General features: G+C 63.9%; 26 protein-coding genes. 11 read left to right on the top strand and 15 right to left on the bottom strand.

Translation table 11 applies throughout. The features are described from left to right. The first annotated feature begins 63 nt into the window (after nucleotides 1-63). Together dxs and AB4N80_RS08765 are read left to right on the top strand one after the other, a co-directional pair. Nucleotides 64-1,962: a 1-deoxy-D-xylulose-5-phosphate synthase gene (gene dxs / locus AB4N80_RS08770; protein ID WP_460081537.1), complete on the top strand. Its 1,899-nt coding sequence runs from the start codon at nucleotides 64-66 to the stop codon at nucleotides 1,960-1,962. Nucleotides 1,963-2,107: 145 nt separating this feature from the next. Continuing rightward, entirely contained in the window at nucleotides 2,108-3,988 is a 1,881-nt protein-coding gene (locus tag AB4N80_RS08765) for a TonB-dependent receptor domain-containing protein (RefSeq protein WP_460081534.1), read from the top strand. Between the two features lie 108 nt (nucleotides 3,989-4,096). Here AB4N80_RS08765 and AB4N80_RS08760 read toward each other — a convergent pair whose 3' ends face one another. The 12 genes from AB4N80_RS08760 to nrdR all read right to left on the bottom strand — a co-directional run bounded on the left by AB4N80_RS08760 (nucleotide 4,097) and on the right by nrdR (nucleotide 12,931). Next, nucleotides 4,097-4,882: a cobalamin-binding protein gene (locus AB4N80_RS08760; RefSeq protein WP_460081531.1), complete on the bottom strand. Its 786-nt coding sequence runs from the start codon at nucleotides 4,880-4,882 to the stop codon at nucleotides 4,097-4,099. After that, a complete protein-coding gene (locus AB4N80_RS08755) occupies nucleotides 4,882-5,301 on the bottom strand; it encodes an MFS transporter (RefSeq protein ID WP_460081528.1) in 420 nt (139 codons plus the stop codon). The genes AB4N80_RS08760 and AB4N80_RS08755 overlap by 1 nt, the downstream gene beginning before the upstream one ends. Further along, nucleotides 5,298-5,915, bottom strand: a complete 618-nt coding sequence (ribA, locus tag AB4N80_RS08750) for a GTP cyclohydrolase II (RefSeq protein ID WP_014340439.1) — start codon at nucleotides 5,913-5,915, stop codon at nucleotides 5,298-5,300. The genes AB4N80_RS08755 and ribA overlap by 4 nt, the downstream gene beginning before the upstream one ends. Nucleotides 5,916-6,024: 109 nt before the next feature. Continuing rightward, on the bottom strand, nucleotides 6,025-6,783 hold the full coding sequence (locus tag AB4N80_RS08745; RefSeq protein WP_354339386.1) for a substrate-binding periplasmic protein: 759 nt from the start codon (nucleotides 6,781-6,783) through the stop codon (nucleotides 6,025-6,027). 11 nt (nucleotides 6,784-6,794) lie between these two features. Continuing rightward, nucleotides 6,795-7,298 carry a phosphatidylglycerophosphatase A family protein gene (locus AB4N80_RS08740; protein ID WP_122566178.1) on the bottom strand — a complete coding sequence of 168 codons (504 nt, stop codon included), beginning with the start codon at nucleotides 7,296-7,298 and terminating at the stop codon, nucleotides 6,795-6,797. After that, nucleotides 7,295-8,260, bottom strand: a complete 966-nt coding sequence (gene thiL / locus AB4N80_RS08735; RefSeq protein WP_460081523.1) for a thiamine-phosphate kinase — start codon at nucleotides 8,258-8,260, stop codon at nucleotides 7,295-7,297. Before thiL ends, AB4N80_RS08740 begins: the two co-directional genes overlap by 4 nt. An 18-nt stretch (nucleotides 8,261-8,278) precedes the next feature. Beyond that, on the bottom strand, nucleotides 8,279-8,779 hold the full coding sequence (nusB, locus tag AB4N80_RS08730; protein WP_047229742.1) for a transcription antitermination factor NusB: 501 nt from the start codon (nucleotides 8,777-8,779) through the stop codon (nucleotides 8,279-8,281). Continuing rightward, nucleotides 8,776-9,252: a 6,7-dimethyl-8-ribityllumazine synthase gene (gene ribH / locus AB4N80_RS08725; RefSeq protein ID WP_460081520.1), complete on the bottom strand. Its 477-nt coding sequence runs from the start codon at nucleotides 9,250-9,252 to the stop codon at nucleotides 8,776-8,778. The genes nusB and ribH overlap by 4 nt, the downstream gene beginning before the upstream one ends. 255 nt (nucleotides 9,253-9,507) lie before the next feature. Continuing rightward, nucleotides 9,508-10,599: a bifunctional 3,4-dihydroxy-2-butanone-4-phosphate synthase/GTP cyclohydrolase II gene (ribBA, locus tag AB4N80_RS08720; protein WP_122566176.1), complete on the bottom strand. Its 1,092-nt coding sequence runs from the start codon at nucleotides 10,597-10,599 to the stop codon at nucleotides 9,508-9,510. 16 nt (nucleotides 10,600-10,615) lie between these two features. Beyond that, nucleotides 10,616-11,290: a riboflavin synthase gene (locus AB4N80_RS08715; protein WP_122566175.1), complete on the bottom strand. Its 675-nt coding sequence runs from the start codon at nucleotides 11,288-11,290 to the stop codon at nucleotides 10,616-10,618. A gap of 46 nt (nucleotides 11,291-11,336) precedes the next feature. Further along, on the bottom strand, nucleotides 11,337-12,470 hold the full coding sequence (ribD, locus tag AB4N80_RS08710) for a bifunctional diaminohydroxyphosphoribosylaminopyrimidine deaminase/5-amino-6-(5-phosphoribosylamino)uracil reductase RibD (RefSeq protein ID WP_305491185.1): 1,134 nt from the start codon (nucleotides 12,468-12,470) through the stop codon (nucleotides 11,337-11,339). Continuing rightward, a complete protein-coding gene (gene nrdR, locus AB4N80_RS08705; protein ID WP_163006734.1) occupies nucleotides 12,467-12,931 on the bottom strand; it encodes a transcriptional regulator NrdR in 465 nt (154 codons plus the stop codon). The genes ribD and nrdR overlap by 4 nt, the downstream gene beginning before the upstream one ends. A 127-nt stretch (nucleotides 12,932-13,058) precedes the next feature. Between nrdR and AB4N80_RS08700 the strand changes: the two genes are divergently transcribed. The 3 genes from AB4N80_RS08700 (at nucleotide 13,059) to trxA (ending at nucleotide 15,247) form a co-directional block, all read left to right on the top strand. After that, nucleotides 13,059-13,523 (top strand): YbaY family lipoprotein, encoded by a 465-nt coding sequence (locus tag AB4N80_RS08700; RefSeq protein ID WP_354339380.1) that lies wholly within the window; start codon nucleotides 13,059-13,061, stop codon nucleotides 13,521-13,523. Next, complete coding sequence (locus AB4N80_RS08695) at nucleotides 13,520-14,173, top strand: class I SAM-dependent methyltransferase (protein WP_460081515.1); 654 nt, start codon at nucleotides 13,520-13,522, stop codon at nucleotides 14,171-14,173. The genes AB4N80_RS08700 and AB4N80_RS08695 overlap by 4 nt, the downstream gene beginning before the upstream one ends. Before the next feature lie 201 nt (nucleotides 14,174-14,374). Beyond that, complete coding sequence (gene trxA / locus AB4N80_RS08690; protein ID WP_122566172.1) at nucleotides 14,375-15,247, top strand: thioredoxin; 873 nt, start codon at nucleotides 14,375-14,377, stop codon at nucleotides 15,245-15,247. 99 nt (nucleotides 15,248-15,346) lie between these two features. On the opposite strand, the gene AB4N80_RS08685 is transcribed toward trxA, so the two are convergent. Beyond that, nucleotides 15,347-15,709, bottom strand: coding sequence for a hypothetical protein (locus tag AB4N80_RS08685; protein ID WP_305481967.1), 363 nt, complete (start codon nucleotides 15,707-15,709; stop codon nucleotides 15,347-15,349). 120 nt (nucleotides 15,710-15,829) lie between these two features. Here AB4N80_RS08685 and AB4N80_RS08680 point away from each other — a divergent pair, with 120 nt between their 5' ends. From AB4N80_RS08680 to AB4N80_RS08660, 5 genes are all read left to right on the top strand, one after another. Next, nucleotides 15,830-16,405 carry a DUF2796 domain-containing protein gene (locus AB4N80_RS08680; RefSeq protein WP_122566170.1) on the top strand — a complete coding sequence of 192 codons (576 nt, stop codon included), beginning with the start codon at nucleotides 15,830-15,832 and terminating at the stop codon, nucleotides 16,403-16,405. Nucleotides 16,406-16,561: 156 nt separating this feature from the next. After that, nucleotides 16,562-17,272 carry an ABC transporter ATP-binding protein gene (locus AB4N80_RS08675; protein WP_122566169.1) on the top strand — a complete coding sequence of 237 codons (711 nt, stop codon included), beginning with the start codon at nucleotides 16,562-16,564 and terminating at the stop codon, nucleotides 17,270-17,272. A 1-nt stretch (nucleotide 17,273) separates the two neighbouring features. Beyond that, a complete protein-coding gene (locus AB4N80_RS08670) occupies nucleotides 17,274-18,539 on the top strand; it encodes an ABC transporter permease (protein WP_053125828.1) in 1,266 nt (421 codons plus the stop codon). An 11-nt stretch (nucleotides 18,540-18,550) separates the two neighbouring features. Beyond that, a complete protein-coding gene (locus AB4N80_RS08665) occupies nucleotides 18,551-19,069 on the top strand; it encodes a DUF3299 domain-containing protein (RefSeq protein WP_305468648.1) in 519 nt (172 codons plus the stop codon). A 257-nt stretch (nucleotides 19,070-19,326) separates the two neighbouring features. Next, nucleotides 19,327-20,025 carry an OmpW/AlkL family protein gene (locus AB4N80_RS08660; protein ID WP_122566167.1) on the top strand — a complete coding sequence of 233 codons (699 nt, stop codon included), beginning with the start codon at nucleotides 19,327-19,329 and terminating at the stop codon, nucleotides 20,023-20,025. A 136-nt stretch (nucleotides 20,026-20,161) separates the two neighbouring features. On the opposite strand, the gene AB4N80_RS08655 is transcribed toward AB4N80_RS08660, so the two are convergent. After that, entirely contained in the window at nucleotides 20,162-21,091 is a 930-nt protein-coding gene (locus tag AB4N80_RS08655; protein WP_305481968.1) for an NAD-dependent epimerase/dehydratase family protein, read from the bottom strand. Then, nucleotides 21,084-21,968 carry a sugar nucleotide-binding protein gene (locus AB4N80_RS08650; protein WP_122566165.1) on the bottom strand — a complete coding sequence of 295 codons (885 nt, stop codon included), beginning with the start codon at nucleotides 21,966-21,968 and terminating at the stop codon, nucleotides 21,084-21,086. Before AB4N80_RS08650 ends, AB4N80_RS08655 begins: the two co-directional genes overlap by 8 nt. 282 nt (nucleotides 21,969-22,250) lie before the next feature. On the opposite strand from AB4N80_RS08650, the gene AB4N80_RS08645 reads away from it, so the two are divergent. Continuing rightward, nucleotides 22,251-26,564, top strand: coding sequence for a DEAD/DEAH box helicase (locus AB4N80_RS08645; protein WP_460081507.1), 4,314 nt, complete (start codon nucleotides 22,251-22,253; stop codon nucleotides 26,562-26,564). The last annotated feature ends 83 nt before the right edge of the window (nucleotides 26,565-26,647 follow it).

Genomic DNA, 26,647 nt, shown 5'->3' with positions numbered 1-26,647 from the left:
TGGGCAGCTTGCGATGCATAAGGTAAACTGCCGCCTCTTTCTATACCTATAACGATTCGCCTGATGCCCACGACGTTTCAAGAGATTCCCCGCAAGCGCCCGACCACGCCCCTGCTGGACCGCGCCAACACGCCGGACGGCCTGCGTCGCCTGGGTGAAGCCGAGCTGGAAACCCTGGCCGATGAGTTGCGCCTGGAACTGCTCTACACGGTCGGCCAGACCGGTGGGCACTTCGGCGCGGGCCTGGGCGTCATCGAGCTGACGATCGCGCTGCATTACGTGTTCGACACCCCGGACGACCGGCTGGTGTGGGACGTCGGGCACCAGGCCTACCCGCACAAGATCCTCACTGATCGTCGCGCGCGCATGGGCACGCTGCGCCAGAAGGACGGCATCGCCGCCTTCCCGCGCCGCTCCGAGAGCGAATACGACACCTTTGGCGTCGGCCACTCCAGCACCTCCATCAGCGCCGCCCTGGGCATGGCCATTGCCGCCCGTCTGCAAAACAGCGAGCGCAAGGCCATTGCCGTGATCGGCGACGGCGCACTAACCGCCGGCATGGCCTTCGAAGCGCTGAACCACGCGCCGGAAGTCAACGCCAACATGCTGGTGATCCTCAACGACAACGACATGTCGATCTCGCGCAATGTCGGTGGGTTGTCCAACTACCTGGCGAAGATCCTCTCCAGCCGCACCTACGCCAGCATGCGCGAAGGCAGCAAAAAGGTGTTGTCGCGCCTGCCCGGCGCCTGGGAAATCGCCCGGCGCACCGAAGAGTACGCCAAGGGCATGTTGGTCCCCGGCACGCTGTTCGAAGAACTGGGCTGGAACTACATTGGCCCCATTGACGGCCATGACCTGCCCACGTTGATCGCCACCCTGCGCAACATGCGCGACCTCAAGGGCCCGCAGTTCCTGCACGTGGTCACCAAGAAAGGCAAAGGCTTCGCCCCGGCGGAGGTCGACCCGATCGGCTACCACGCCATCACCAAGCTCGAACCCCTGGACGCTCCGGCGGCCGCGCCGAAAAAGGCCGGTGGACCGAAGTATTCCGGTGTCTTTGGCCAATGGCTGTGCGACATGGCCGCCGCCGACCCACGCCTGGTGGGCATCACCCCGGCGATGAAGGAAGGCTCGGACCTGGTGGCGTTCAGCGAACGCTACCCGCAGCGCTACTTCGACGTGGCGATTGCCGAGCAGCACGCCGTGACCCTCGCCGCCGGCATGGCTTGCGAAGGCGCCAAGCCGGTGGTGGCGATCTATTCGACCTTCCTGCAACGGGCCTACGACCAGTTGATCCATGACGTCGCGGTGCAGAACCTCGACGTGCTGTTCGCCATCGACCGCGCCGGCCTGGTGGGCGAAGACGGCCCGACCCACGCCGGCAGCTTTGACCTGTCGTTCCTGCGTTGCATCCCCGGCATGCTGGTGATGACCCCGAGCGATGAAAACGAACTGCGCAAGATGCTCACCACCGGTCACCTGTTCAATGGCCCGGCGGCGGTGCGCTACCCCCGTGGCACCGGTCCGAATGCGACCCTCTCGACCGACCTCGAACCCATCGAGATCGGCAAGGGCGTGATCCGCCGCCAGGGCAAGCAAACCGCCCTGCTGGTATTCGGCGTGCAACTGGCCGAGGCCTTGAAAGTCGCCGATACCCTGGACGCCAGCGTGGTGGACATGCGCTTCGTCAAACCCTTGGACGAAGCCCTGGTGCGCGAGATGGCCGGCAGTCACGAACTACTGGTGACCATCGAGGAAAACGCCATCATGGGCGGCGCCGGCGCGGCGGTCAGCGAGTTCCTGGCCCGGGAGAACATCCTCAAGTCGGTGCTGCACCTGGGCCTGCCGGACAGCTACGTCGAACACGCCAAGCCGGCGCAGATGCTGGCCGAATGTGGGTTGGATGAGGCAGGGATCGAAGCGGCGGTGCGGCTGCGGTTGCAGTTGTTGGGCCTGTAAGTTCAGCCAACACAAGCCCCTGTGGGAGCGAGCTTGCTCGCGATAGCGGTGCATCAGCCAATGGATTAATTGACTGATCTGCCGCCATCGCGAGCAAGCTCGCTCCCACAAGGGTTTGTGCAGACCAGAAATGTCCGGAACACCCATGAAACTCCGCCTCGCCCTCACCCTTTCCCTACTGCCCACCCCCGACCTGCTGGCCGACACCTTCGAACGCGACCAGGCCTTGAAGCTGCCCGACATCGTGATCAGCGCCAACCGCCAGGTCGAGGCCCGCAACGACAGCAGTGCCGCCAACACCGTGTTCACCCGCGACGACATCGACCGCTTGCAGCCGGCCAGTGTCACGGACTTGCTCAGCCGTGTGCCGGGGGTGCAAGTGGCGCCGTTGGGTGGGCGCGGCAGTCTGCCGGGGATTTACATTCGTGGGACCAAATCGGCCCAGAGCCTGGTGCTGGTGGACGGCCAGCGCATCGGCAACGCCACCTCCGGCGACAGCAACCTGCAACGCCTGAACATCAACCAGATCGAACGGGTGGAAGTGCTGCGCGGCTCGCGCTCGGTGATCTACGGTGCCGACGCGGTCGGTGGGATGATCCAGATTTTCACCCGGCGCGGCAACACGCAAGGCCTGCAACCGCGCCTGCATGTGGGTGTCGGCAGCCACCAGACCTGGGAGCGCAGCTTGGGCCTGTCCGGCGGCGACGAGCAGACCCGCTTCAACCTCGGCGCCAGCCTCGACGACAGCGCCGGGGCCAATCGAACCCATGAGTCCTACGCCAGCGACCGCGACGACGATGCCAACCGCAACCGGTCCTTCAGCCTGAGCCTGAGTCATGCCGTCAGCGACGACTTGGAAATTGGCCTGAACCTGCTGGATAACCGCGGCAAAAGCGAATACGACAACCCGTTCGGCCGCTTCGACCCGAGCACCTTCGAATTCCTGCCCCAACAACCTTACAGCGAGTTTGCGGTGAGCAGCTTCAGCACCTATGTAGACGGGCGAATCAACGACACTTGGAAATCCCGCCTGGAACTGGGCCATAGCGAGAACCGCGAAAAGACCTTCGACAAGCTCAGCGACGTCCGTGAGGTGTTCAACACCTACCGCGACTCCGCGACCTGGCAGAACGACGTGACGCTGGACGAGCGCAACAGCCTGATCGTCGGCGGCGACTGGTATCAGGACCGGGTCAACAGCAGCACGCCGTTCGATGAAGACAGCCGCTGGAACCGTGCCGCGTTTATCCAGCACCGCTTCCAGGCCGAAACCTTCTCCACCGAACTGGGCCTGCGTCGCGACCAGAACCAGCAATTTGGCGGCCAGAACAGTTGGAGCGGCACCCTCACCGTGCCGATCAACCCGGACAACGACCTGTTGCTGACCTACAGCGAGAGCTTCCGCGCACCGACGTTCAACGACCTGTACTACCCGGACTTCAGCAACCCTGACCTGAAACCCGAGACGGCCAAGAGCTACGAACTGCAATGGCGCAGCCAGCTGAGCGACAGCGCCCGCCTGGAAACCTCGCTGTACCGCACCGACCTGGAGGACGCGATCATTTTTGGCCGCCACTCGCGCCCGCAGAACGTCGCCTCGGCGCGGATCAACGGCTTTGAAATGGCCTACCTGCAGGATGTGTTCGGCTGGCAGGGCAATCTGGCCCTGGCCATCATCGACCCGCGCGATCGCGACAGCGGCCACACCCTGGCCCGCCGCGCCCGACGGACCTTGAGCCTGGACCTGGACCGGCAATTCGACCGCCTCGGCCTGGGCGCCACCTGGCAAGCGGTCAGCGGCAGCTACGACGACGAAGACAACCGCAATGCCCTGGGCGGCTATGCCTTGCTCGGGTTGCGTGGCAGTTGGGCGTTGACCCGGGAGGTGAAGCTGGAGATGAAGGTGGATAACCTGTTGGACAAGAGCTACAGCCGGGCGCTGTATAGCCATGAAGGCGGCCAGTATGGGTATCGGGAGGATGGGCGGGCGTGGGTGTTTGGGGTGACTTGGACACCTGCGCTCTGATCCAGGATTTGTGATGTTTGAGCGGGCCTCTTCGCGAGCAAGCCCGCTCCCACAGGGTACGCATTCCAACTGTGGGAGCGGGCTTGCTCGCGAAGGGCGCGCCGCGGTCTACCTGTCTGGCGCAATCAACTCGCACAACCGTGCCGTGGCCTCGATCATCTGCCCGCTGGGCCGCTCCAGGCCCTTGTCATTGACCAACAACAACCGCCCCTGCGCCACCGGCCAGGCTTTCCAGGCATCGAGCTGCGCTTGTTCCGTGGCCAGGATGACTTGCGGGTTGCGTTGCAGCACCGCTTCCACACTCACCTGCGGTGCCGGCAGGCTCAGGTCGGCAAAAACGTTGCGCGCCCCGCACACCGTCAGCGCATCGCTGATGATCTGCCCGCCACCAACGGTGTACAGCGGCCGGTCCCAGACCTGGTAGAACACCGGCAACAGCGGGTCCCGTCGATAGCGCTGGCGTAACGCCTCAAGCCGCACGCGCAACTGCGCCGCTCGTTGCATGCCCCGGTCCGGGCGGCCGAGCTGGTTGGCGATGGCTTCGATTTGGGTAATGAGTTGGTCGAGGCTGCGGGGCTCGGCGACATGGATGGGGATGCCCAGGCCCTTGAGTTGCTCGCGCTGGGCCGGGCCTACACTGCCAGGCCAGAGCAGGAGCAGATCGGGCTTGAGGCTGAGCAAGCGCTCCATGTCCAGTTGCCCGTAACGGCCTACCGAGGGCAGGTCCTTGAGCGCCGGCGGGCGATCACCGCCATCCAGCACACCCACCAACAGGTCGGCGGAACCCAGTTCAACGACGATCTCCGACAGCGACGGTGCGAGACTGACCACCCGCGTGGCCGCCATCGTCGAGGCGCTGACGGCCAGCAGCAAGACCGCCAGCCAGCGGCTCATCAGCCGAGTTGACGCGGGATGCGGTACAGGTAGAACAACACGGTGGTCGACAACGCCAGCAGCATCAACGGCACCGCTTCCAGGCCCACGAACACCGCCAGGGCGCCGACCCAGGCCGGCAGCCCGGCCACCAGGAACGCGGCGCGGCGACGGGCCGCCAGGTCGATCCAGGCCTGTGGCTCTTCGGGGGTGTCGAGGGCTTTCTGGGTGGCGATCAAGGCCTGTTTATATGGCCCGAAGAATCGCAGGCTGACAAACATCGATGCCACGCCAGCAATGAACAACGGCATCGCCAGCATCGGCAGAATCGCTTCGCCCTGGCCGAACACCGCATTGATCACAAACAGTGGCAGCAAGGCCAGGGCCAGGTATTTCCACCAACTGACCGACAGCCGCCGCCGGACCTGACCGCGCGTCACGCCCGGTCAACCTCGCCTTGGTGCTCGTTACCCATCATGTGGTCGAGCTTGCTGGCCTTGGTCGCCAGGTAGAGTTTGTTGTGGGGGTTGTGACCGGTGTGCAGCGGCACACGCTCGGCCACCACGATGCCCATGTCGGTCAACGCCTTGACCTTGCGTGGATTGTTGGTCATCAAGCGCAACGACTTCACGCCCAGATGCTCCAGCATCGGCAGGCAGATGCTGTAGTCACGCAGGTCGGCGGCAAAGCCCAGGCGTTCGTTGGCTTCCACGGTATCGGCGCCGCCATCTTGCAGCTCATAGGCGCGGATCTTGTTCAGCAGGCCAATGCCACGGCCTTCTTGGCGTAGGTACAGCAACACGCCTCGGCCTTCGCGAGCGATGGCCTGCAGCGCGGCCTCGAGTTGCGAACCGCAATCGCAGCGCTGGCTGAACAGGGCGTCGCCGGTCAGGCATTCGGAATGCAGGCGGCCGAGTACCGGGCTACCGTCGGCGAAATCACCCAGGCTCAACACGACGTGCTCGCGGCCGGTGGCTTCATCGAGAAAACCATGCATGGTGAATTGCGCAAAGGGCGTTGGCAGCTTGGAAGCGGCAACAAAAACGACAGGCACCGGTGTGCTCCTGATCTAGTACTGGAGATTCGCAGAGGCGGGCATTGTAACAGCACGATCCGACCGACGCTTAGGCTGAATTATCGCTGATGATCATCGATAAGTTTGATTACGGCTTCGGTGGCTTGCCGTGCTCATCAAAGGGATAGGGTTGCTTCCAGTGTTCGAAAATCGGTTTCAACTGACCGCCCTTCACCAGCACTTCCATGCGTCGGTCGAACAGTGCACGCAACGTACGCCCGTTTTCATTGTTGGCGAAGCCCAGGTATAGCGGCAAGTTGATCAGCGGCGAGAGCTTGAATTGCTTGGGATCCTCGGCCTTGGCCAGCACTTCCTCGATTTCCATTGACGCATCGATGTAAAAATCCGCTCGCTCATGAATCAGCATCGGCAAGATCCCCACCGACCGGTGGATCTCATTGAAACGCCGGATGTTGGGCAGGTAGTTGTTGTATTCGTACCCGCGCATCCATACCAGCCGATAGTTGCCAATCGTCGCCAGGGTGGGCGTCGGTTTGGAGGCCAGCCCCAGGGCATAGATGTGATCGACGTCGTAGTGCCACTTCGGGTAGAGCACGCCTTCGGACTCATCCCGATAGGCGCCGACCTGCACATCGACCTCGCCGCGCTGCACCAACCCGATCGAGCGGGTGTAGGGCACGCTGCGGATTTCCAGCCTGATGCCTTCAGGCTCGAACACCGCGCGCAAGATGTCCCAGCCCATGCCCTGGCCATCGGCCTGGGTGTAATCGGCCCACTCCTCGCTGGCCGCGCGGACCTTATCGGGCAATGGCGCCGACTCGGCCGCCCCTGCCCCCACACAGGCCCCTAAACACAGCAACAGCAGTAGTGCGCGGCTTACGCCCATGCCTGGCTCCTTCAGGTGAAACTCCACACCAATCCTTGCATTGCCAGCCAGGCGAAAACCCCGGCCAATACATCATCGAGCATGATTCCGACACCTCCGTGCACATGCCGGTCGATCCAGCGGATCGGCCATGGCTTGAGGATATCGAAGAAACGGAACACCAGAAAACCCGTCAGCAACCAATACCAACCTTCCGGTACCAGCCACAAGGTGATCCACATGCCGACCATTTCGTCCCAGACGATGCCTTCATGATCGTGCACCCGCAGGTCGTCCGCCACTTTGCCACACAGCCAGAAGCCAAACAGCATGGTGATGCCGAGCATCAACCAGTAGCCCCAGTCCGGCAACATCTGCCACAACGGTATGAAGGGTAGCGCAACCAGCGAGCCCCAGGTGCCCGGTGCTTTCGGCAAAGTGCCCGAACCGAAGCCAAATGCCAGGAAATGCCAAGGATTGCGCCAGACCGAAGGCGGAACGAACTCTGCCGGGACCTGGTTGGGATGATCTGTCACGGTGTCTCCCGAAAATGTTGATAGCCCCGTATTTGCGGGGTGATGTCGTGCCCGCCGCTGTCGACCAGCGTGACGCCCTGCCCGGCCAGCACGCTGCCGATCACGTGGATCGGCCAGCCTTCGGCCTGCAACGCCGACAATCGGCTCGGTGGCACGGCGAACAACAGCACGTAATCGTCACCGCCGCTCAGGGCGGCCTGCGTGGCCTCCGTACGACCAAAAAACGTTACCAGAGCGTTGGACAGCGGCAGTCGGTCACGTTCAACCTGTAATGCCACCCCGGACGCCAAGGCGATATGCCCGCAATCAGCCAGCAGGCCATCGGAAATGTCCATCGCCGCGCTGGCCTTGCCCCGCAACGCCAGGCCCAAGGCGACTTGGGGTCGCGGCGACCAATAATGAGCCAGCAGCGGTTCGGCAAGCGCAGGTTCGGCGCGACGCTGGCCGAGCACCAACGGCAAGGCACCGGCGGCATTGCCCAGCTCGCCGCCGACACACAGCAGGTCGCCGGGTTGCGCGCCGCTGCGGGTCAGGGCCTGGCCGGACGGCACATGGCCGAACACGGTCAGGGTCAGGCTCAGCGGCCCACGGGTGGTGTCCCCTCCCACCAGCACCACGCCACAGGCCTGGGCCATCTGGTTCAAACCGCAGGCATAGGCTTGCAGCCAATCGGCGGTCACCGTCGGCAAGGTCAGGGCAAGGGTAAAGGCCAAAGGCTTGGCGCCCATGGCGGCCAGGTCGCTGACCGCCACGGCCAGCGAGCGCTGGCCGAGCAGGAACGGGTCGCACGGGTCCGGAAAATGTACACCGGCCACGAGCGTGTCGGTGGAGACCGCCAACTGCTCCCCGGGAGGAACGGCCAGCAGGGCACAGTCGTCGCCGATCCCCAGTGCAACGCCCTCGCCGCCCTGCGCGCACGGCGCGGCGGCGAAGTAATTACGGATCAGCTCGAACTCACCCATGCGGATATCAAGCGCTGACTAGCGCTTGAACGCCTTCACTTCAGCTTCACGCAAACGTGGGGCCAGCTTGTCGAGCACGCCGTTGACGAACTTGTGGCCATCGGTGGAACCGAAGACTTTTGCCAGTTCGATCCCTTCGTTGATCACCACACGGTACGGGACGTCGACGCGCTGCATCAGTTCCCAGGTGGACAGGCGCAACACCGCCAGTTCAACCGGGTCCAGCTCTTCGATGGTCAGGTCCAGGCAAGGGGCCAGGGCGATGTCGATCTCGGTCTTGTGGGCCGGCACGCCGTGGAGGATCTCGCGGAAATAAGCCCCGTCGACATCACTGAAATCGTTATCGACCCGAAACTGCGCTTCGATCTCGTTCAGCGATTGCTTGGCCATGTGCCATTGATACAGCGCCTGGGTCGCGAGCTGACGGGCTTCGCGACGCTTGACGCTTTTCGATGGCTTGCCGGCGTCTGCAGGCTTTGGATCGCGCGGGTTGAAACGATCGCTTTCGTCGCTAATCACTTGGCCTCCAACTGCGCCAGCAGGCTGACCATTTCCAGGGCGGACAGGGCAGCTTCGGCGCCTTTGTTACCGGCCTTGGTGCCGGAACGTTCGATGGCTTGCTCGATGGAATCAACGGTCAGCACGCCGAAAGCGACCGGCACGCCGAATTCCATGGACACCTGGGCCAGGCCCTTGGTGCATTCGCCAGCCACGTATTCGAAGTGCGGAGTACCGCCACGAATGACCGCGCCCAGGGCGATGATCGCCGCACATTCGCCCTTTTGAGCGACTTTCTGCGCAACCAGCGGAATTTCGAAGGCGCCAGGGGCGCGGATGATGGTGATGTCGCTTTCGCTCACGCCATGGCGAACCAGGGCATCGACCGCACCGCCAACCAGGCTCTCGACCACGAAACTGTTGAAACGGCCCACTACCAGAGCGTAGCGGCCTTTGGGGGCGATGAAGGTACCTTCGATGGTCTTCAGGGTCATTCGTCAGATCTCTTAAAGAGCCAGAGCGCGTTCTATACGCGCCCCTTCAGTGATATTAGCCACGAATACAGAGCTGTGGATCCCGCTATCTCGTTCACTTGCACATCTTCTGTGGCGAGGGGATTCATCCCCGCTGGACTGCGTAGCAGTCCCAAAAAAGAGGGGCCGCTGCGCAGCCCAGCGGGGATGAATCCCCTCGCCACAAATAGATCTAACAAGCCTCAAGTGAACAATAATGCCGGAATCCGCGGGCCATTATTCGGAGGGCACGTATTCTACAACTTCCAGATCGAAACCGGATATCGCATTAAATTTCATCGGTGCGCTCATCAGGCGCATTTTGCGCACGCCCAAGTCACGCAGGATCTGCGAACCGGCACCGACGATGCTGTAGGTGGTCGGTTTTTTTACCGCTGCCTGGTCGGCGGTTTCGCGGATGTGCGCCAGCAGCACGTCGCCATCGAGCGGGTGGCCGAGCAGCAACACCACGCCGCTGCCGGCCTCGGCCACAGCGGCCATGGCGGCCCGCAGGCTCCAGCGGCCGGGTTGCTTGACCATCAGCAGATCGCGCAGCGGGTCCATGTTGTGCACGCGCACCAGGGTCGGTTCGTCGGCGCACACGGTGCCCAGGGTCAGCGCCATGTGCACGTCGCCTTCCACCGAGTCGCGGTAGGTCACCAGATTGAACTGGCCCAGTTCGCTGTCCAGCGGCTGTTCGGCAATCCGCTGAACGGTACGTTCGTGGATCATCCGGTAGTGAATCAGGTCGGCAATGGTGCCGATCTTGATGTTGTGTTCGGCGGCGAAGTTTTCCAGTTCTGCGCGACGGGACATGGTGCCGTCGTCGTTCATCACTTCACAGATCACGCCGCTGGGTTCGAAACCGGCCATGCGCGCCAGGTCGCAGGCCGCTTCGGTGTGACCGGCGCGGGCCAGGGTGCCGCCGGCCTGGGCCATCAGCGGGAAGATATGGCCGGGGCTGACAATGTCTTCGGCCTTGGCGTCTTTCGCCGCGGCGGCTTGCACGGTGCGCGCGCGGTCAGCGGCGGAGATACCGGTGGTCACGCCCTCGGCAGCCTCGATGGACACGGTGAACTTGGTGCCGAAACCGGAGCCGTTGCGCGGAGCCATCAGCGGCAACTTCAGCAGCTCGCAGCGCTCGCGGGTCATCGGCATGCAGATCAGCCCACGGGCGTGCTTGGCCATGAAGTTGATGTGTTCGGCCTTGCAGCACTCGGCGGCCATGATCAGGTCGCCTTCGTTCTCGCGGTCTTCGTCATCCATGAGGATGACCATCTTGCCTTGGCGGATGTCTTCGACCAGTTCTTCGATGCTATTGAGCGCCACGCGGCACCCCCTTGGGTCAGGATTTGAGGTAGCCGTTGGCGGCCAGAAAACTTTCAGTGATGTTACCCGGCTTTTGTGGGGAGCCAGACTCTGCGGCCTTGTCGCCCAAAAGCAGGCGCTCCAGGTAACGGGCCAGCAAGTCGACTTCCAGGTTGACCCGGCGACCTGGCCGGTACGAAGCCATGATGGTTTCGCTCAACGTGTGGGGAATGATCGTCAGCAGGAATTCGGCGCCATCCACCGCGTTGACCGTCAGACTGGTGCCATCGACGGTGATCGAGCCTTTATGGGCGATGTACTTGGCCAGTTCCTTCGGCGCGCGGATGCGAAACTCCACGGCCCGGGCGTTATCCGTGCGCGAGACCACTTCACCGACGCCGTCCACATGTCCACTGACCAGGTGCCCGCCCAGGCGAGTAGTGGGGGTCAGGGCTTTTTCCAGGTTGACCGGGCTGCCGCTCTTGAGGTCGTTCATGGCCGTGCAGTCGAGGGTTTCGCGGCTGACGTCCGCCAGGAAGCCGTTGCCCGGCAGTTCAACGGCGGTCAGGCAGACGCCGTTTACCGCGATGCTGTCGCCCAACTTGACGTCGCTCAGGTCGAGCTTGCCGGTTTCGACGTAGACCCGTACATCGCCGCCCTTGGGGGTGAGTGCACGGATGCTGCCGATGGATTCGATGATGCCGGTAAACATGGAGTCCTCCTCGAGAACAGGCCGTCGCGTGAGCGAAAGCCGGGAATTATACGCTGGCCGGTGGAACGGGAACGGCGATGACTCGCCAGTCATCGCCCACGGCGCGGATTTCAGTGATTTTCAGCGCTGGGGCGTCTTTCATCTGCGCCAGCGGCCAATCCAGCAACGGTCGCGCCGTAGATCCGAGAAACTTGCCGGCGATGAAAATCTGGAACTCGTCCACCAGACCCTGCCGGGCAAATGCCCCCGCCAGGCGCGGACCGGCCTCCACCAGCACCTCGTTGACGCCCCGCCCCGCCAGCTCCACCAGCAGCCGATGCAGATTGACCTGGCCGTCATCGCCCGCCACGATCATGCATTCGGGACCGTTGGCGTATTGTTCCTCTACCGCCATGCAGGTAGCGACCAGCGCCGGGCCGGCCTTGAAAAACGCCGCATCCAGCGGCACCCGCAGGCGCCCGTCCACCAGCACCCGCAGCGGCGGACGGCTCATGACCAACGCGGTCTGCTCGGCATCGAGTCCCAGCTCATCGGCGCGCACGGTCAGCCGGGCGTTATCCGCCAGCACCGTGTCAGCGCCGGTCAGCACCACGCTGGCCTGGGCCCGCAGGCGTTGCACCGCCGAGCGTGCGGCCGGGCCGGTGATCCATTGGCTTTCGCCACTTTCCATGGCGGTGCGACCATCCAGGCTCATGGCGAGCTTGACCCGCACGAACGGCAGGCCGTGCTCCATGCGTTTGAGGAAGCCCTGATTGAGCTGGCGCGCCTCGCCTTCCAATACGCCGCTTTCAGTGGCAATACCAGCCTGGGCCAGCCGTTGCAGCCCCCGACCGGCGACTTCCGGGTTCGGGTCCTGCATCGCCGCCACCACCCGCGCCACGCCGGCGTTGACCAACGCATCGGCACACGGCGGGGTACGCCCGTGATGGCTGCAAGGTTCGAGGGTCACGTAGGCCGTGGCACCCCGGGCGCTGTCGCCGGCGGCGCGCAGGGCATGGACTTCGGCATGGGGCTCGCCAGTGCGGATGTGCCAGCCTTCGCCGACAATCTGCCCGTCACGCACGATCACGCAGCCGACCCGGGGGTTGGGGTGGGTGGTGTAGTGACCGCGCCGCGCCAACTCCAGGGCGCGGGCCATGTAGTGGGCGTCGAGGACGGCCTGCTGCGCCGAGACGGTCATTGTTTCACCGGTTCGCGGGCCAGGCGGTCGATTTCTTCGCGGAACTCGTTCAGGTCCTGGAAGCGCCGGTACACCGAGGCGAAACGGATGTAGGCGACCTCATCGAGCTTCTGCAGCTCGGCCATCACCAGCTCACCGACCACCAAGGACTTGACCTCGCGCTCGCCGGTCGCCCGCAGCTTGTGCTTGATGTGCACCAGCGCCGCTTCCAGGCGCTCGACGCTCACCGGGCGTTTTTCCAAGGCGCGCTGCATGCCGGCGCGCAGTTTTTCTTCGTCGAACGGCTGGCGGCTGCCGTCGGTTTTGATCAGGCGCGGCAACACCAGTTCAGCGGTCTCGAACGTCGTGAAACGTTCGCCGCAAGCCAGGCATTCGCGGCGGCGGCGGACTTGTTCGCCCTCGGCGACCAGTCGCGAGTCGATGACCTTGGTGTCGTTGGCACCGCAGAAGGGACAGTGCATGGTGGCAGGCAACAAAAAAAGGGAGGGCCATGGTAGCGCATCCCACTGGCAAGACAAGCCATAGGGTTTACGGTATACAGACGGGCTTACCGTCAGATCCATGGAATTCACCTTGCTGGAGCCACACATGCCGCTACGATCGCTCGTTTTGCTCAGTTTTTTCAGCCTGCTGATGGCGTGCAGCAGCGATGCCACCAAGCCCGCCGCTCCCGCCCCGGCCCCCGCGCCGAAACAGGCCCAGGAAAAGGCCCGGCAAGCCACCGAACTGGGGCCGCTGCCGGCGCATCAGCGCGAGTTGAGCGGCACCCTACAAGGCGTACCGGCCGGCGCTGAGGTGGAACTGGCGCTGTTGGTGATCGATGACAAGGACCGTCCACAGCAACTGCTGGCCAGCTCCAGCCTGATCGGCACCAACCAGGCCCTGCCCTTCCGCTTGCGCTTCAACCCGCAAGCCTTCCCGGTCGGCGCCCGCGTGGAACTGCGTGGCCGCGCCAGCCAGTCCGGCCAGTTGATCTTGCACTTGCCGGAGCAACGCATCAGCCAACCGACCACCCAGGCATTGGGCACCCTGCAATTCGTCAAAGCGCCATGAGTGCACCGCAGGACCTGCAACGCGCATTGGGTGAGTTGCTGGGCGACGCACGCCTGGTGGTTTGTCCGCTACCCGGCACCGACTTGAAGTTGTGGCTGATCGACGGCGACAACATGGACCGCGCCTTCAGCCCGGAAGAAACCCGGCGCATTTTCCACGAGCCGCCCTATTGGAGTTTCTGCTGGGCCAGCGGCCTGGCAATGGCCCGCCATCTGGCCGAACAGCCACAGTGGGTCGAAGGCAAGCGGGTACTGGATTTCGGCGCCGGCTCCGGCGTGGCGGGCATCGCGGCGGTCAAGGCCGGGGCGCTGGAAGTGGTGGCCTGCGACCTCGACCCACTGGCGATTGCCGCGTGCCAGGCCAATGCCGCGCTCAATGGCGTGAAGCTGGGTTATTCGACGGACTTTTTTGCCGAGGCTGATCGTTTCGACCTGATCCTGGTCGCCGATGTGCTCTACGATCGGGCCAACCTGCCGCTGCTCGACCAGTTTCTCAGCCGTGGTCGCGAGGCGTTGGTGGCCGATTCCCGGGTGCGGGATTTCCAGCATCCGCTGTACCGGCGCCTCGAAATGCTTGAAGCCATGACGTTGCCGGACTTGGCTGAGCCGGAGGAGTTTCGGCATGTAAGCCTGTACCACGCGCGGCGTTAGCCTCAAGAGCATCGCGAGCAAGCTCGCTCCCACAGGGTTTCATGGTGTTCCCATATTTTGCGCAGGACACCGCCCTCTGTGGGAGCGAGCTTGCTCGCGATGAGGCCTTTTCAATCAATACACCTCTCACGGCCTCCCGGCTTTCAGCCACCCCCACCAAGCCGTATAGTTGCCCCATTCAAGCGCTCTACGAGATTGCCCATGACTCAGGAAACGCCCTACATCTTCGACGCCACCACCGCTGATTTCGACCAGTCGGTGATCGCCAACTCTTTCCACAAACCGGTGCTGGTGGATTTCTGGGCCGAATGGTGTGCGCCGTGCAAGGCACTGATGCCAATGCTGCAAACCATTGCCGAGAGCTATCAGGGTGAATTGCTGCTGGCCAAGGTCAACTGCGACATCGAGCAAGACATTGTCGCCCGCTTCGGCATTCGCAGCCTGCCGACGGTGGTGTTGTTCAAGGACGGCCAGCCCGTTGACGGCTTTGCCGGTGCCCAGCCGGAATCGGCGGTGCGGGCGATGCTCGAGCCCCATGTGCAGATGCCGCCACCGGCTGCGGCCGATCCGTTCGAACAGGCCCAGGCGCTGTTCGACGACGGTCGTTTCGCCGACGCCGAAGCCGTGCTCACGGTATTGCTGGGTGAAGACAACACCAACGCCAAGGCCCTGATCCTGTATGCCCGCTGCCTGACCGAGCGCGGCGAGCTGGATGAAGCGCAGACCGTGCTCGACGCAGTGAAAAGCGACGAACACAAGGCCGCCCTCGCCGGCGCCAAGGCGCAGATCCAGTTCCTCGGCCTGGCCAAGCACCTGCCGGACGCCGCCGACCTCAAGGCCCGCCTGGCGAAAGACCCGCAGGACGATGAAGCGGTGTACCAACTGGCGATCCAGCAACTGGCGCGCCAACAGTACGAAGCGGCCCTCGATGCGCTGCTCAAGCTGTTCGTGCGTAACCGCAGCTACAGCGAAGGCCTGCCCCACAAGACCTTGCTGCAAGTGTTCGAACTGCTGGGCAACGACCATCCGCTGGTGACAACCTACCGTCGCAAGCTGTTCGCGGCGTTGTATTGATTCCCCTGTAGGAGCTGCCGAAGGCTGCGATCTTTTGATCTTTCGCTTGAGATTCAAGCGTCAGGGTAAAGATCGCAGCCTCGCTTCGCTCGACAGCTCCTACGCGGTTTCGTGCCAGCTATAGAGCGGTGTGTCGCCGCCACTGATGACTTTTACATCCGGGCTATGGCGCAAGCGCACCAACAGGCGCTTGCCCGCCGAGGCGCTGCCGGTCAGGCCTTCGAGCTGTTCCAGCAAGTCTGGGCCGCTCAGTTGCCCGGCCTTGCGCAGCAGTTCCTTGGCGATCTGCCATTGGGCATCGTCCGGGTTAACCGGTTTGGCCGCCGGTGCCGTCGTGCCTTCGGATTTGGCCACTTGCAGCTGCGCGCCGAGCTGCGCGCCGAGCTGCGCCCAGTCGCCCTCATCCATTTCGATCGTCAAGTCCACCGGCCATTCGCCGACGGTTCCGCGTATCCGCAACATCACCGTGCTCCTGAATATTTCATGTACCCATGCTCCCATGGCCCTTGCGCGACGCCAAGCAGACGGTCAAACTCTCCGCACTTTCGTTATAAGATTACATAACTTTTTCGGAGACTCGTCATGCGTCGTCTGCTTCTCGCTTTGCCGTTCGCCCTGCTGCCATTGGTTGTCGCTCAAGCGGCGGTCGAACACGATCATGACCATGAGCACAGCAGCCTTGGGGCCCACGAACACGGTGTCGCCCGCCTCAACGCCTCACTAGACGGCGAGATCCTGGAGTTGGAACTGGAAAGTCCGGCGATGAACCTCGTGGGCTTCGAACACGCCGCTACCAGTGACGCCGACAAAGCCAAGGTGGCCGCTGTCCGGGCGAAGTTGGAGAAGCCCGCGGCGCTGATCAATCTGGCCGATGCCAAGTGCACCCTGGAGCAGCAGGAACTGGAAAGCCCGCTGTTCGGCGACGAACCGGACCACGAAGAGCATGCCGATGATGATGGCGACGAGCACCACGAACACAGCGAAATCCACGCCCACTACCAATTCCGTTGCGTCGCGCCTGGCTCCTTGACCCATCTGGACCTGGCGCCACTGTTCAAGATCTTCCCGGCCACCCAGAAAATCCTGGTGCAACTGATCGGCCCGAGCGGCCAGCAGGGCGGGGAAGTGACGGCCAAGGCGCCAACCCTGAAATTCTGATTCACCGCAAAACCCATGTAGGGGCGAGCCTGGTGGGAGCAAAGCTTGCTCGCGATAGCGGTCCTACAGTCAACATCCAAGTTGAATGTGATGGCCTCATCGCGAGCAAGCTCAGCTCCCACAGGTCCCCCGCAGGTTCCACTTTGAAGCGCAAACATGACCCAAGCACTCATCGAACTCTCCGACCTGGGCTTCAGTTGGCCCGGACATCCGCCTTTGCTGGATATCCCGGCGTTTCGCCTGGAAGCGGGTGAAACCTTGTTCCTCAAGGGCCCGAGCGGCAGCGGCAAGACCACACTGCTGGGGCTGCTGGGCGGGGTGCAAACGGCGGATCGCGGCAGCATTCGCCTGCTCGGCCAAGAACTCAGCGAACTGGGCGCCGGCCGCCGCGACCGCTTTCGCGTGGACCATACCGGCTACATCTTTCAGCAGTTCAATCTGTTGCCGTTTCTCTCGGTACGGGAGAACGTCGAGCTGCCCTGCCACTTTTCCAAGCTCCGTGCGCAGCGGGCCACCCAGCGACATGGCAGTGTCGATCAAGCCGCCGCCACGCTGCTGGCCCACCTGGGCTTGACCGATCCGAACCTGTTGGAGCGTCGCGCCGACTCGCTGTCCATCGGCCAGCAACAACGGGTCGCCGCCGCCCGGGCATTGATCGGCCAACCGGAACTGGTGATCGCCGACGAACCGACTTCGGCCCTGGATTACGACGCCCGGGAAAACTTCCTGCGGCTGTTGTTCGCTGAATGCCGCGAGGCCGGGTCGAGCCTGTTGTTCGTCAGCCACGACCAGAGCCTGGCGCCGCTGTTCGACCGCCACCTCTCGCTGGCCGATCTCAATCGCGCCGCCACGCCACTCGAGGTCTGAGATGTATTTGTTCCGTCTAGCCATGGCCAGCCTGGCGAACCGCCGCTTCACCGCGATCCTCACCGCATTCGCCATCGCCCTGTCGGTGTGCCTGCTGCTGGCGGTGGAACGGGTGCGCACCGAGGCGCGGGCGAGTTTCGCCAGCACCATCAGCGGCACCGACCTGATCGTCGGCGCCCGCTCCGGTTCGGTGAACCTGCTGCTGTATTCGGTGTTTCGCATCGGCAACGCCACCAACAACATCCGCTGGGACAGCTTCGAGCAGTTCGCCAATAACCCGAAAGTGAAGTGGGCGATCCCCATGTCCCTTGGCGATTCCCACCGCGGTTATCGGGTGATGGGCACCACCGAGGCCTACTTCGAGCATTACCAGTACGGCCGCCAGCAACACCTGGAACTGGCCGATGGCCGGGCGTTCGCCACCGATCCGTTCGAAGTGGTGCTCGGTGCCGAAGTCGCCGAGGCGCTGCACTACAAGTTGGGAGACAAACTGGTGCTGGCCCACGGCGTGGCGGCGATCAGCCTGGTCAAGCATGACGACAAGCCCTTCACCGTGGTCGGGATCCTCAAGCGCACCGGCACGCCGGTGGACCGCACGCTGCACATCAGCCTCGGCGGCATGGAGGCGATCCACATTGACTGGAAAAACGGCGTGCCAGCCCAGGGCAATGGGCGCATCAGTGCCGACCAGGCCCGCAACATGGACCTCACGCCCCAGGCGATCACCGCGTTCATGCTCGGCCTCAACAGCAAGATTTCGACCTTTGCCTTGCAACGCGAGATCAATGAGTTTCGTGGTGAGCCGCTGCTGGCGATCTTGCCGGGCGTAGCGCTACAGGAACTGTGGAGTTTAATGGGCACAGCGGAAAAAGCCCTGTTCGTGATTTCGCTGTTCGTGGTCCTGACCGGGTTGATCGGCATGCTCACGGCGATTCTCACCAGCCTCAACGAGCGTCGCCGGGAAATGGCGATCCTGCGTTCGGTGGGCGCGCGGCCGTGGCATATTGCGACGCTGCTGGTGCTCGAAGCCTTTGCCCTGGCGCTGGCCGGGGTCACCGCCGGGCTGGCGTTGCTGTACATCGGCATCGCCGCCGCCCAGGGTTACGTGCAGTCGGCCTACGGCTTGTACTTGCCGCTGGGCTGGCCGAGCGAATATGAATGGACGCTGCTGGCTGGCATCCTGGTCGCCGCCCTGCTGATGGGCAGCGTGCCGGCCTGGCGCGCCTATCGCCAATCGTTGGCCGACGGCCTGTCGATCCGTCTATGAGGACTTTGAAGATGCCCCGCGCCCTGCTCGCGCTGTTGATGATGGTCGCCCTGCCGCTGTGGGCGGCCGAGCCGAGGGACCTGGCCTGGTCGGAAATGATCCCGCCGGATGCACCGCCGGAAGTGCCGAACATGACGCCGCTGCACGACTTGTCGAAGATGAGCGACGCCCTGGCCGCCGAGTCCGCGCCGGCGGCCAAGCAGGACTTGCCCAATGCGCCAGTGGTCAAGGAACTCGACGGCCAGAAGATTCGTTTGCCGGGCTACATCGTGCCGCTGGAAGTCAGCGAGGAAGGCCGCACCACCGACTTCTTGCTGGTGCCGTATTTCGGCGCCTGCATCCACGTGCCGCCACCGCCGTCGAACCAGATCGTGCATGTGAAAAGCGAAGTGGGGGTCAAGCTCGACGAGCTGTACCAACCGTATTGGGTCGAAGGACCGATGCAGGTCAAGCCGTCTACCAGTGAGCTGGCCGATGCCGGGTATCAGATGGAGGCCGAGAAGATTTATGTGTATGAGCTGCCGGAGTGAAGCCGGTGGTTATGTATCGCCTTTGAAATAGCTTTCGCGAGCAAGCCCGCTCCCACAGTCGACCGGATTCCTTCTGAAGAAACTCGATCAACTGTGGGAGCGAGCTTGCTCGCGATGGGGCCCTCAAGTGTTCTCATCAACGCTTTTATTGAGCTGAGTCAATTAAACACCCCCTGACTCATTGAGCTGTGTCAAAAGACCGGGCTAGACGGCTTCGTACCATAGGACATCACATTTCGATGCCCTCTGGAGCCCCCATGCACAAGTCCTTGCTCAGCGCTTCCCTCGTTGCCCTCGCCCTCGCTGCCCCGCTCGCCCAGGCCCATACGGCCGGCGACATCATCGTTCGCGCCGGTGCCATCACCGTCAACCCGGAAGCCGACAGTTCCAGCGTCAAGGTCGACCGTGGCCCGCTGGCCGGCGCCGACCTGGGTGGCAAGGCGACCATGAGCAGCGACACGCAACTGGGCCTGAACTTCGCTTACATGCTGACCAACAATTGGGGTATCGAACTGCTGGCGGCCTCGCCGTTCGAGCACGACGTGAAAATCAAAGGCACCGCCCTCGGCGCGGCCAATGGCAAGCTCGGCAGCCTCAAGCACCTGCCGCCGACCCTGAGCCTGGTCTACTACCCCCTCGATGCCAAGTCGGCGTTCCAGCCTTATGTCGGCGCCGGCATCAACTACACCTGGATCTACGACGAACACGTCGGCAGCGAAGCCAGCGCCAATGGCTTCAGTAACTTCCGGGCGAAAAACAGCTGGGGCATGGCCTGGCAAGTCGGTGCCGACTACATGCTGACCGACAACATCATGATCAACGGCCAGATCCGCTACATCGACATCGACACCACCGCCTATGTGGACAATAACGCCGTGGCGGGCGGTACCCGGGCCAAGGTGAATGTCGATGTGGATCCGTTCATCTACATGGTGGGGTTGGGTTACAAGTTCTAAGCCGAACTTAAAGGCACGAACATCCCTGTGGGAGCGAGCTTGCTCGCGATGACGGTGGATCAGCCAGCAATGATGTTGGCTGACCTACCGCTATCGCGAGCAAGCTCGCTCCCACAGGTTTGTGGCGACTGAAAACTCAGCGTCCCAACAACCGCGCCAGCCCCACGCTCATCGGTGTTTGCTGTGGAAAACTGAAGCGCTGCAACAACCGATGGTTGTTGGCCCGGGAATGGCGGATGTCGCCGGAGCGCGCCGGGCCGTAGCTGATCGGCGGCAGGTCGCCTACCACGGCGGCCAGGGCCTCGAGCATCTGCTTGAGGGTCGTGGCCTGGTTCCAGCCGACGTTCACCGCGCCCACTTCCACCTCGGGCTTCTCGATGGCCTGCACCAGCAAGTCCACCAAATCTTCGACATAGACAAAGTCCCGGGTCTGCTCGCCGTCGCCGAATACGGTGATCGGCAGGCCTTTCTGCGCCCGTTCGCTGAAGATGCTGATGACCCCGGAATATGGCGAGGACGGATCCTGGCGCGGGCCGTAGATGTTGAAAAAACGGAACACCACCGGCTCCAGGTCATGCTGGCGGCGATAGAAATCGAAGTAGAACTCGCTGGCCAGCTTGTCCGAAGCATAGGGCGTGAGCGGGGCCTTGGGGGTTTCTTCGTCGATGGACTGACCTTCGCCGTTGTTGCCGTAGACCGCCGCGCTGGAGGCGAACAGTACCCGTTTCACCCCGCTCTGGCGCATGGCTTCGCAGACATTCAGGGTGCCGATGAAATTGCTCTGGTGGGTGCGCACGGGGTCGTCCACCGAGGCTTGCACCGAAGCCACCGCCGCCAGGTGCGCCACAGCGCTGCAACCAGCCACGGCCCGGGCCACCAGGGCGGCATCGGCGACGTCGCCTTCGATCAGTTCGACCGCCGGGTTGTCCAGGGGCAGGTTGCTGCGCTTGCCGGTGGACAAATCATCGAGGATGCGCACCGCATGCCCCTTGGCGAGCAAGGCGTCGGTCAGGTGCGAACCAATGAAACCCGCGCCGCCGGTGATTAAAACAGGGCCTTCAGCCATGGCGATAAAACCTATCCAGTAAGCCCGGGAGTGCTGCGCGCCAGGCGCGGGGCTTGATCCCGAAAGTGTGCAGAATTTTCTTGCAAGCCAGCACCGCGTGCTGCGGCTCTTCCGCGGCGTCCGGCCGTGCGGCGTGGGCCTGGGGCGTGGGCGACTCGATGGCCAGCGGATGCAGGGCGCGGGCTTCGGTGAGGATCGCCTGGCCCAGCGCCAGCGGCGTGGTCGCCTCATGCCCGGCGTAATGATAGGTGCCCCACAGCGGCGCCGCGCAATCGAGTTGCTTGAGCACCGAGATGATCACCCGCGCGGCATCGTCCACGGGCGTCGGATTACCCCGGCGGTCGTCGGCCAGCAACAGCTCTTCGGGCTGCTCGGCCCGAGCCAGGAAGCGGCCGAGGATGCCATCGGCGCTGTCGTCCAGCAGCCAGCCGAAACGCAACAGCACATGTTGCGGGCAGGTGGCGCGCACGCTTTGTTCGATCCGCCACAGCGCCTGGCCACGCACACCCAAGGGCACGGGTTCGTCCTTCTCGCTGTAGGCCGTGGCACGGGAACCGTCGAATACCCGATAGCTGGACGGTTGCAGCAAGACGATGTTGTGATGCTGGCACAGCCCGGCCAGGCGCTCGACGGCGCGCTCCTGGCTGGCCAGGCGCTGCTCGCTGACAGCCTCGGCCTGGAACCAGTCGAAGTAGTACGCCAGGTTGATCAAGGCGTCCGGACGGGTGTCGTCGAGCAGTTGCGTCAGGCTCGCGGCATCCCAGCCGTCTTCGGGCGGGCGGGGGGCAAGAAAACCGATGTCTTCTTCTGCACCGAGGCGAATCAGCGCCTGCCCAAGGGCATTTCCGCCGCCCAGTAACATAAGGCGCATTCGCATAAAGTCAGCAGGCCCAGTTTATTGGCACAAGAATTTGGTCGATAACGCCCGCAGGCGTTGTCGGAATCGTTGCATTTTGCGGGTTTAGTGCGCAACCGTCATCCGTAAAGTGCAGATCCAGGATTTGTACTGTTCTTTAGGGCCCTTTCGCGAGCAAGCCCGCTCCCACATGGGAATGCATTCCAAATGTGGGAGCGGGCTTGCCCGCGAAGGGGCACTGTCAGGCGATAGAGATCCCGGACGGTACTTGCATCTTCCCCAAGTCACCCGCATAACTCCCCCATGAATCTGCCTCTCCCAGCCGACCACGCCATGGCAGGCTTTCACCCCGCCGTTCGCGCCTGGTTCAGCCAGACATTCCCGACGGTCACCGCCGCCCAGGCCCAGGCGTGGCCGCTGATCGGCCAGCGACGCTCGGTGCTGGTGGCGGCGCCCACCGGTTCGGGCAAGACCCTGACCGCGTTTCTCGCCGTGCTCGATGACCTGGTGCACCGCGGCCTGGAACAAGGCGGCCTGCCGGACCAGACCCTGGTGGTCTACGTCTCGCCGCTCAAGGCCCTGAGCAACGATATCCAGATCAACCTGCAGAATCCCCTGGCCGGCATCACCGAGCAGTTGCAAAAGATGGGCTTGCCGCCCTTGCCGATCACCACCGCCGTGCGCACTGGCGACACGCCGCAGAAAGACCGCTCGGCGATGCGCAAGACCGCGCCGCACATCCTGGTGACCACCCCCGAATCCCTCTACGTGCTGCTCGGTTCCGATTCCGGCCGGCAGATGCTCGCCAGCACCCGCACGGTGATCGTCGACGAAATCCACGCCATCGCCGCCAGCAAGCGCGGCAGCCACCTGGCCTTGAGCCTGGAGCGCCTGCAAGCCCTGTGCGCCGAACCGCTGATGCGCATCGGCCTGTCCGCCACGCAGAAGCCGATCGAAGCGGTGTCCCGCTTTCTCGTCGGCGAAGGACGCAGTTGTGAAATCGTCGACATCGGGCACGCTCGCCCCCGGGACCTGGACATCGAGGTGCCACCGGTGCCGTTGTCGGCGGTGATGGCCAATGACGTGAGGGAACTGGTCTACAACCGCCTCGCCGAGCTGGCCCGGGAACATCGCACCACCCTGGTGTTCGTCAACACGCGGCGCCTGGCCGAACGCCTCAGCCGCCATTTGAGCGAGCGCCTGGGCAAGGACGCCGTGGCCGCCCACCACGGCAGCCTGGCGAAAGAGTTTCGCCTCGACGCCGAACAACGCCTCAAACGCGGCGAACTGCAGGTGCTGATCGCCACCGCCTCCCTGGAGCTGGGCATTGATATCGGCGATGTCGACCTGGTCTGCCAGATTGCCTCACCCCGTTCGATCTCGGCATTCCTGCAAAGAGTGGGACGCTCTGGCCACCAGGTCGGCGGCACGCCCAAGGGACGTCTGTTCGCCACCACCCGCGACGACTTGATCGAATGCGCCGCCCTGCTCGACTGCGTACGCCGTGGCGAACTCGACATCCTGCACATCCCCAAGGCGCCGCTGGATGTGCTGGCCCAACAGATCGTCGCCGAAGTCAGTTGCCAGGAATGGCCGGAACAAGCGCTGCTAGAAACCTTCCGTCGCGCCTCGCCCTACGCGGCGCTGGACGAAGGGCATTACCAGGCGCTGTTGCAGATGCTCGCCGAAGGCCTCAACGGTCGCCAGGGCGTGCGCAGCGCCTACCTGCACCGCGACGCCGTGACCCGGACTCTGCGCGGGCGCCGGGGCAGCAAACTGACGGCAGTGACCAGCGGCGGCACCATTCCGGACAACGCCGACTACAGCGTGCTGCTCGAACCCCAGGGCTTGAACATCGGCAGCGTCAACGAAGACTTCGCGGTGGAGAGCATTGCCGGCGATGTGTTCCAACTGGGCAATACGTCTTACCGCATCATCCGCGTCGAGACCGGCCGCGTGCGGGTCGAAGACGCCCAGGGCCAACCGCCGACCATCCCGTTCTGGCTCGGCGAAGCCCCGGGGCGCAGCGACGAATTGTCTTGGGCCGTGGCACGCCTGCAAGCCCAGCTCGATCAGCTGCTCGGCGCCACGCCGGGCAACCTGCAACCGGCCCTCGACTGGCTGACTGGCACCTTGCGCCTGAACCTCGCCAGCGCCGAACAACTGGTCGACTACCTGGCCCCGGCGCGCCAGGCCTTCGGCGCCCTGCCGTCCCAGGACACGCTGTTGATGGAGCGGTTTTTCGACGAGTCCGGCGGCACCCAACTGATCATCCATACGCCGTTCGGCAGCCGCATCAACCGCGCCTGGGGCCTGGCCTTGCGCAAGCGCTTCTGCCGCACCTTCAACTTCGAATTGCAGGCCGCCGCCAGCGAAGACGCCATCGTGCTCTCGCTGTCCACCAGCCACAGCTTCGAGCTGGATGAAGTCTGGCGCTACCTCAACAGTCACAGCGCCGAACAGATCCTGGTCCAGGCGGTGCTGGATGCGCCGCTGTTCGGCGTGCGCTGGCGCTGGAACGCTGGCGTGGCCCTGGCCTTGCCGCGCTACACCGGCGGGCGCAAAGTCGCCCCGCAGATCCAGCGGATGAAAAGCGAAGACCTGATCGCCAGCGTGTTCCCGGACCAGATCGCCTGCCTGGAAAACCTGGCCGGCGAGCGGGAGATCCCCGATCACCCGCTGGTGGAACAGACCCTCGACGATTGCCTGCACGAAGCCATGGACAGCGAAGGTTGGCTGACGCTGTTGCGGCGCATGGAAGCGGGGGAGATTCGCCTGATCAGCCGCGACCTGCCGGCGCCCTCGCCCCTGGCAGCGGAAATTCTCAGCGCCCGTCCCTACACCTTTCTCGACGACGCGCCGCTGGAAGAACGGCGGACCCAGGCGGTGATCAACCGGCGCTGGAGCGATCCACAGGCCACCGACGACCTTGGCGCGCTGGACGCCGAAGCCATCCAGTCGGTCCGGGATGAGGCCTGGCCGACGCCGGCCAATCTCGATGAGATGCACGAAGCCTTGATGAGCCTGGCCTGCATCGCCGACAGCGAAGCCTGCGCCCACGCATCGTGGCCGGATTGGTTGCAGGCCCTGGCCGCGAGTGGTCGCGCCAGCCATATGCAGATCAGCGCCGAGCGCGGTCTGTGGGTGCCGCTGGAACGCCTGACCTGTCTGCAAGCCCTTTATCCACAGGCTCCCTGGCAACCGGCGCTGGCCCCACTGGCCGGTTTCGATGAAGCCTGGGACAGCGACGAAGCGTTGGTGGAAATACTTCGGGCCCGGCTCAGTGCCTTTGGCCCGCTGCCATTGAAGGCCATCGCCTACCCGCTGGGGTTGTCGACGCCGCAGGTCACCCAGGCCCTGGCGCAACTCGAACAGCAAGGCTACGTGCTGCGTGGGCGCTTCACGCCGGGCACCGGGCAGGAGGAATGGTGCGAGCGGCATTTGCTGGCGCGGATCCATCGCTACACGGTCAAGCGCCTGCGCCGGGAAATCGAGCCGGTGATGTTGCAGGACTTCATGCGGTTCCTGTTCGACTGGCAGCACCTGTCGTCGTCGACCCAGGGCCGGGGCAATGCCGTGCTGCCGTCGATACTCGGCCAGTTCGAGGGCTACCCGGCCGCCGCGTCAGCCTGGGACAGCGACCTGCTGCCCGGGCGGATCAAGGACTATTCGCCCAACTGGCTCGACGAGCTGTGCCGCAGCGGCAAGTGGGTATGGACGCGCCTGAGCGCGCACCAGAAACCTTCCGCCAGCGCCCTGCGCAGTACGCCGGTGGTGCTGCTGCCGCGCAACCAGGTGGCGTTGTGGAGCAGTCTGGCCGGGCAAACGGCCGTGGATGAACTGTCGCCCAAGACGCAAAAAGTCCATCAGGCCCTCAGCGAACACGGCGCACTGTTTTTCGACGAGTTGGCCCACGAAGCCCATCTGCTGCGTAGCGAACTGGAAATCGCCTTGCAGGAACTGGTGGGCGCCGGGTTGGTGAATGCCGACAGCTTTGCCGGCTTGCGCGCGCTGATCACCCCGGCCAGCAAACGCCAGGCCCGCAGCAGCCGACGCGGGCGCGGCGCGTTTGTCGGCGGGATGGACGACGCCGGGCGCTGGGCCTTGTTGCGCCGCAGCCAACCCGCCCCCGTGGAAGGCAATCGACCCACACCCACCGCGCCGGAAACCCTGGAACACATCGCCATGACCCTGCTGCGCCGTTACGGCGTGGTGTTCTGGCGTTTGCTGGAGCGGGAGGCGGATTGGTTGCCGAGTTGGCGCGAGCTATTGCGCACATTTCATCGCCTGGAGGCGCGGGGCGAGATTCGCGGCGGGCGTTTTGTCAGCGGCCTGGCGGGCGAACAATTCGCCCTGCCCGAAGCCATCCCGCTGCTGCGCGAAACCCGCCGCCGCCCCACCGACGGCAGCCTGGTGGCAGTGTGCGGGGTCGACCCACTGAACCTGGCCGGCACCTTGCTGCCGGGGGCAAAAGTGCCGGCGCTGGCGAGTAATCGGCTGGTGTATCGGGATGGGGTGCCGGTGGCGGCGCAGATTGCCGGCAATCAGCATCTGTGGGTGGAGTTGGATGCTCAAGGGATGGCTGAAGTTAAGAGCAAGCTCATTCAGAGAGGTTGAGGGTGTCTAGGCGGGCCTCATCGCGAGCAAGCTCGCTCCCACAGGGGTTGTTCATTCACCACAAACCTACTGTGGGAGCGAGC

The sequence above is a fragment of the Pseudomonas sp. H3_A02 genome, assembly GCF_054671965.1.
Note: the sequence above shows the minus strand (reverse complement) of the source record. Positions and strands in the feature narration are given on the sequence as shown.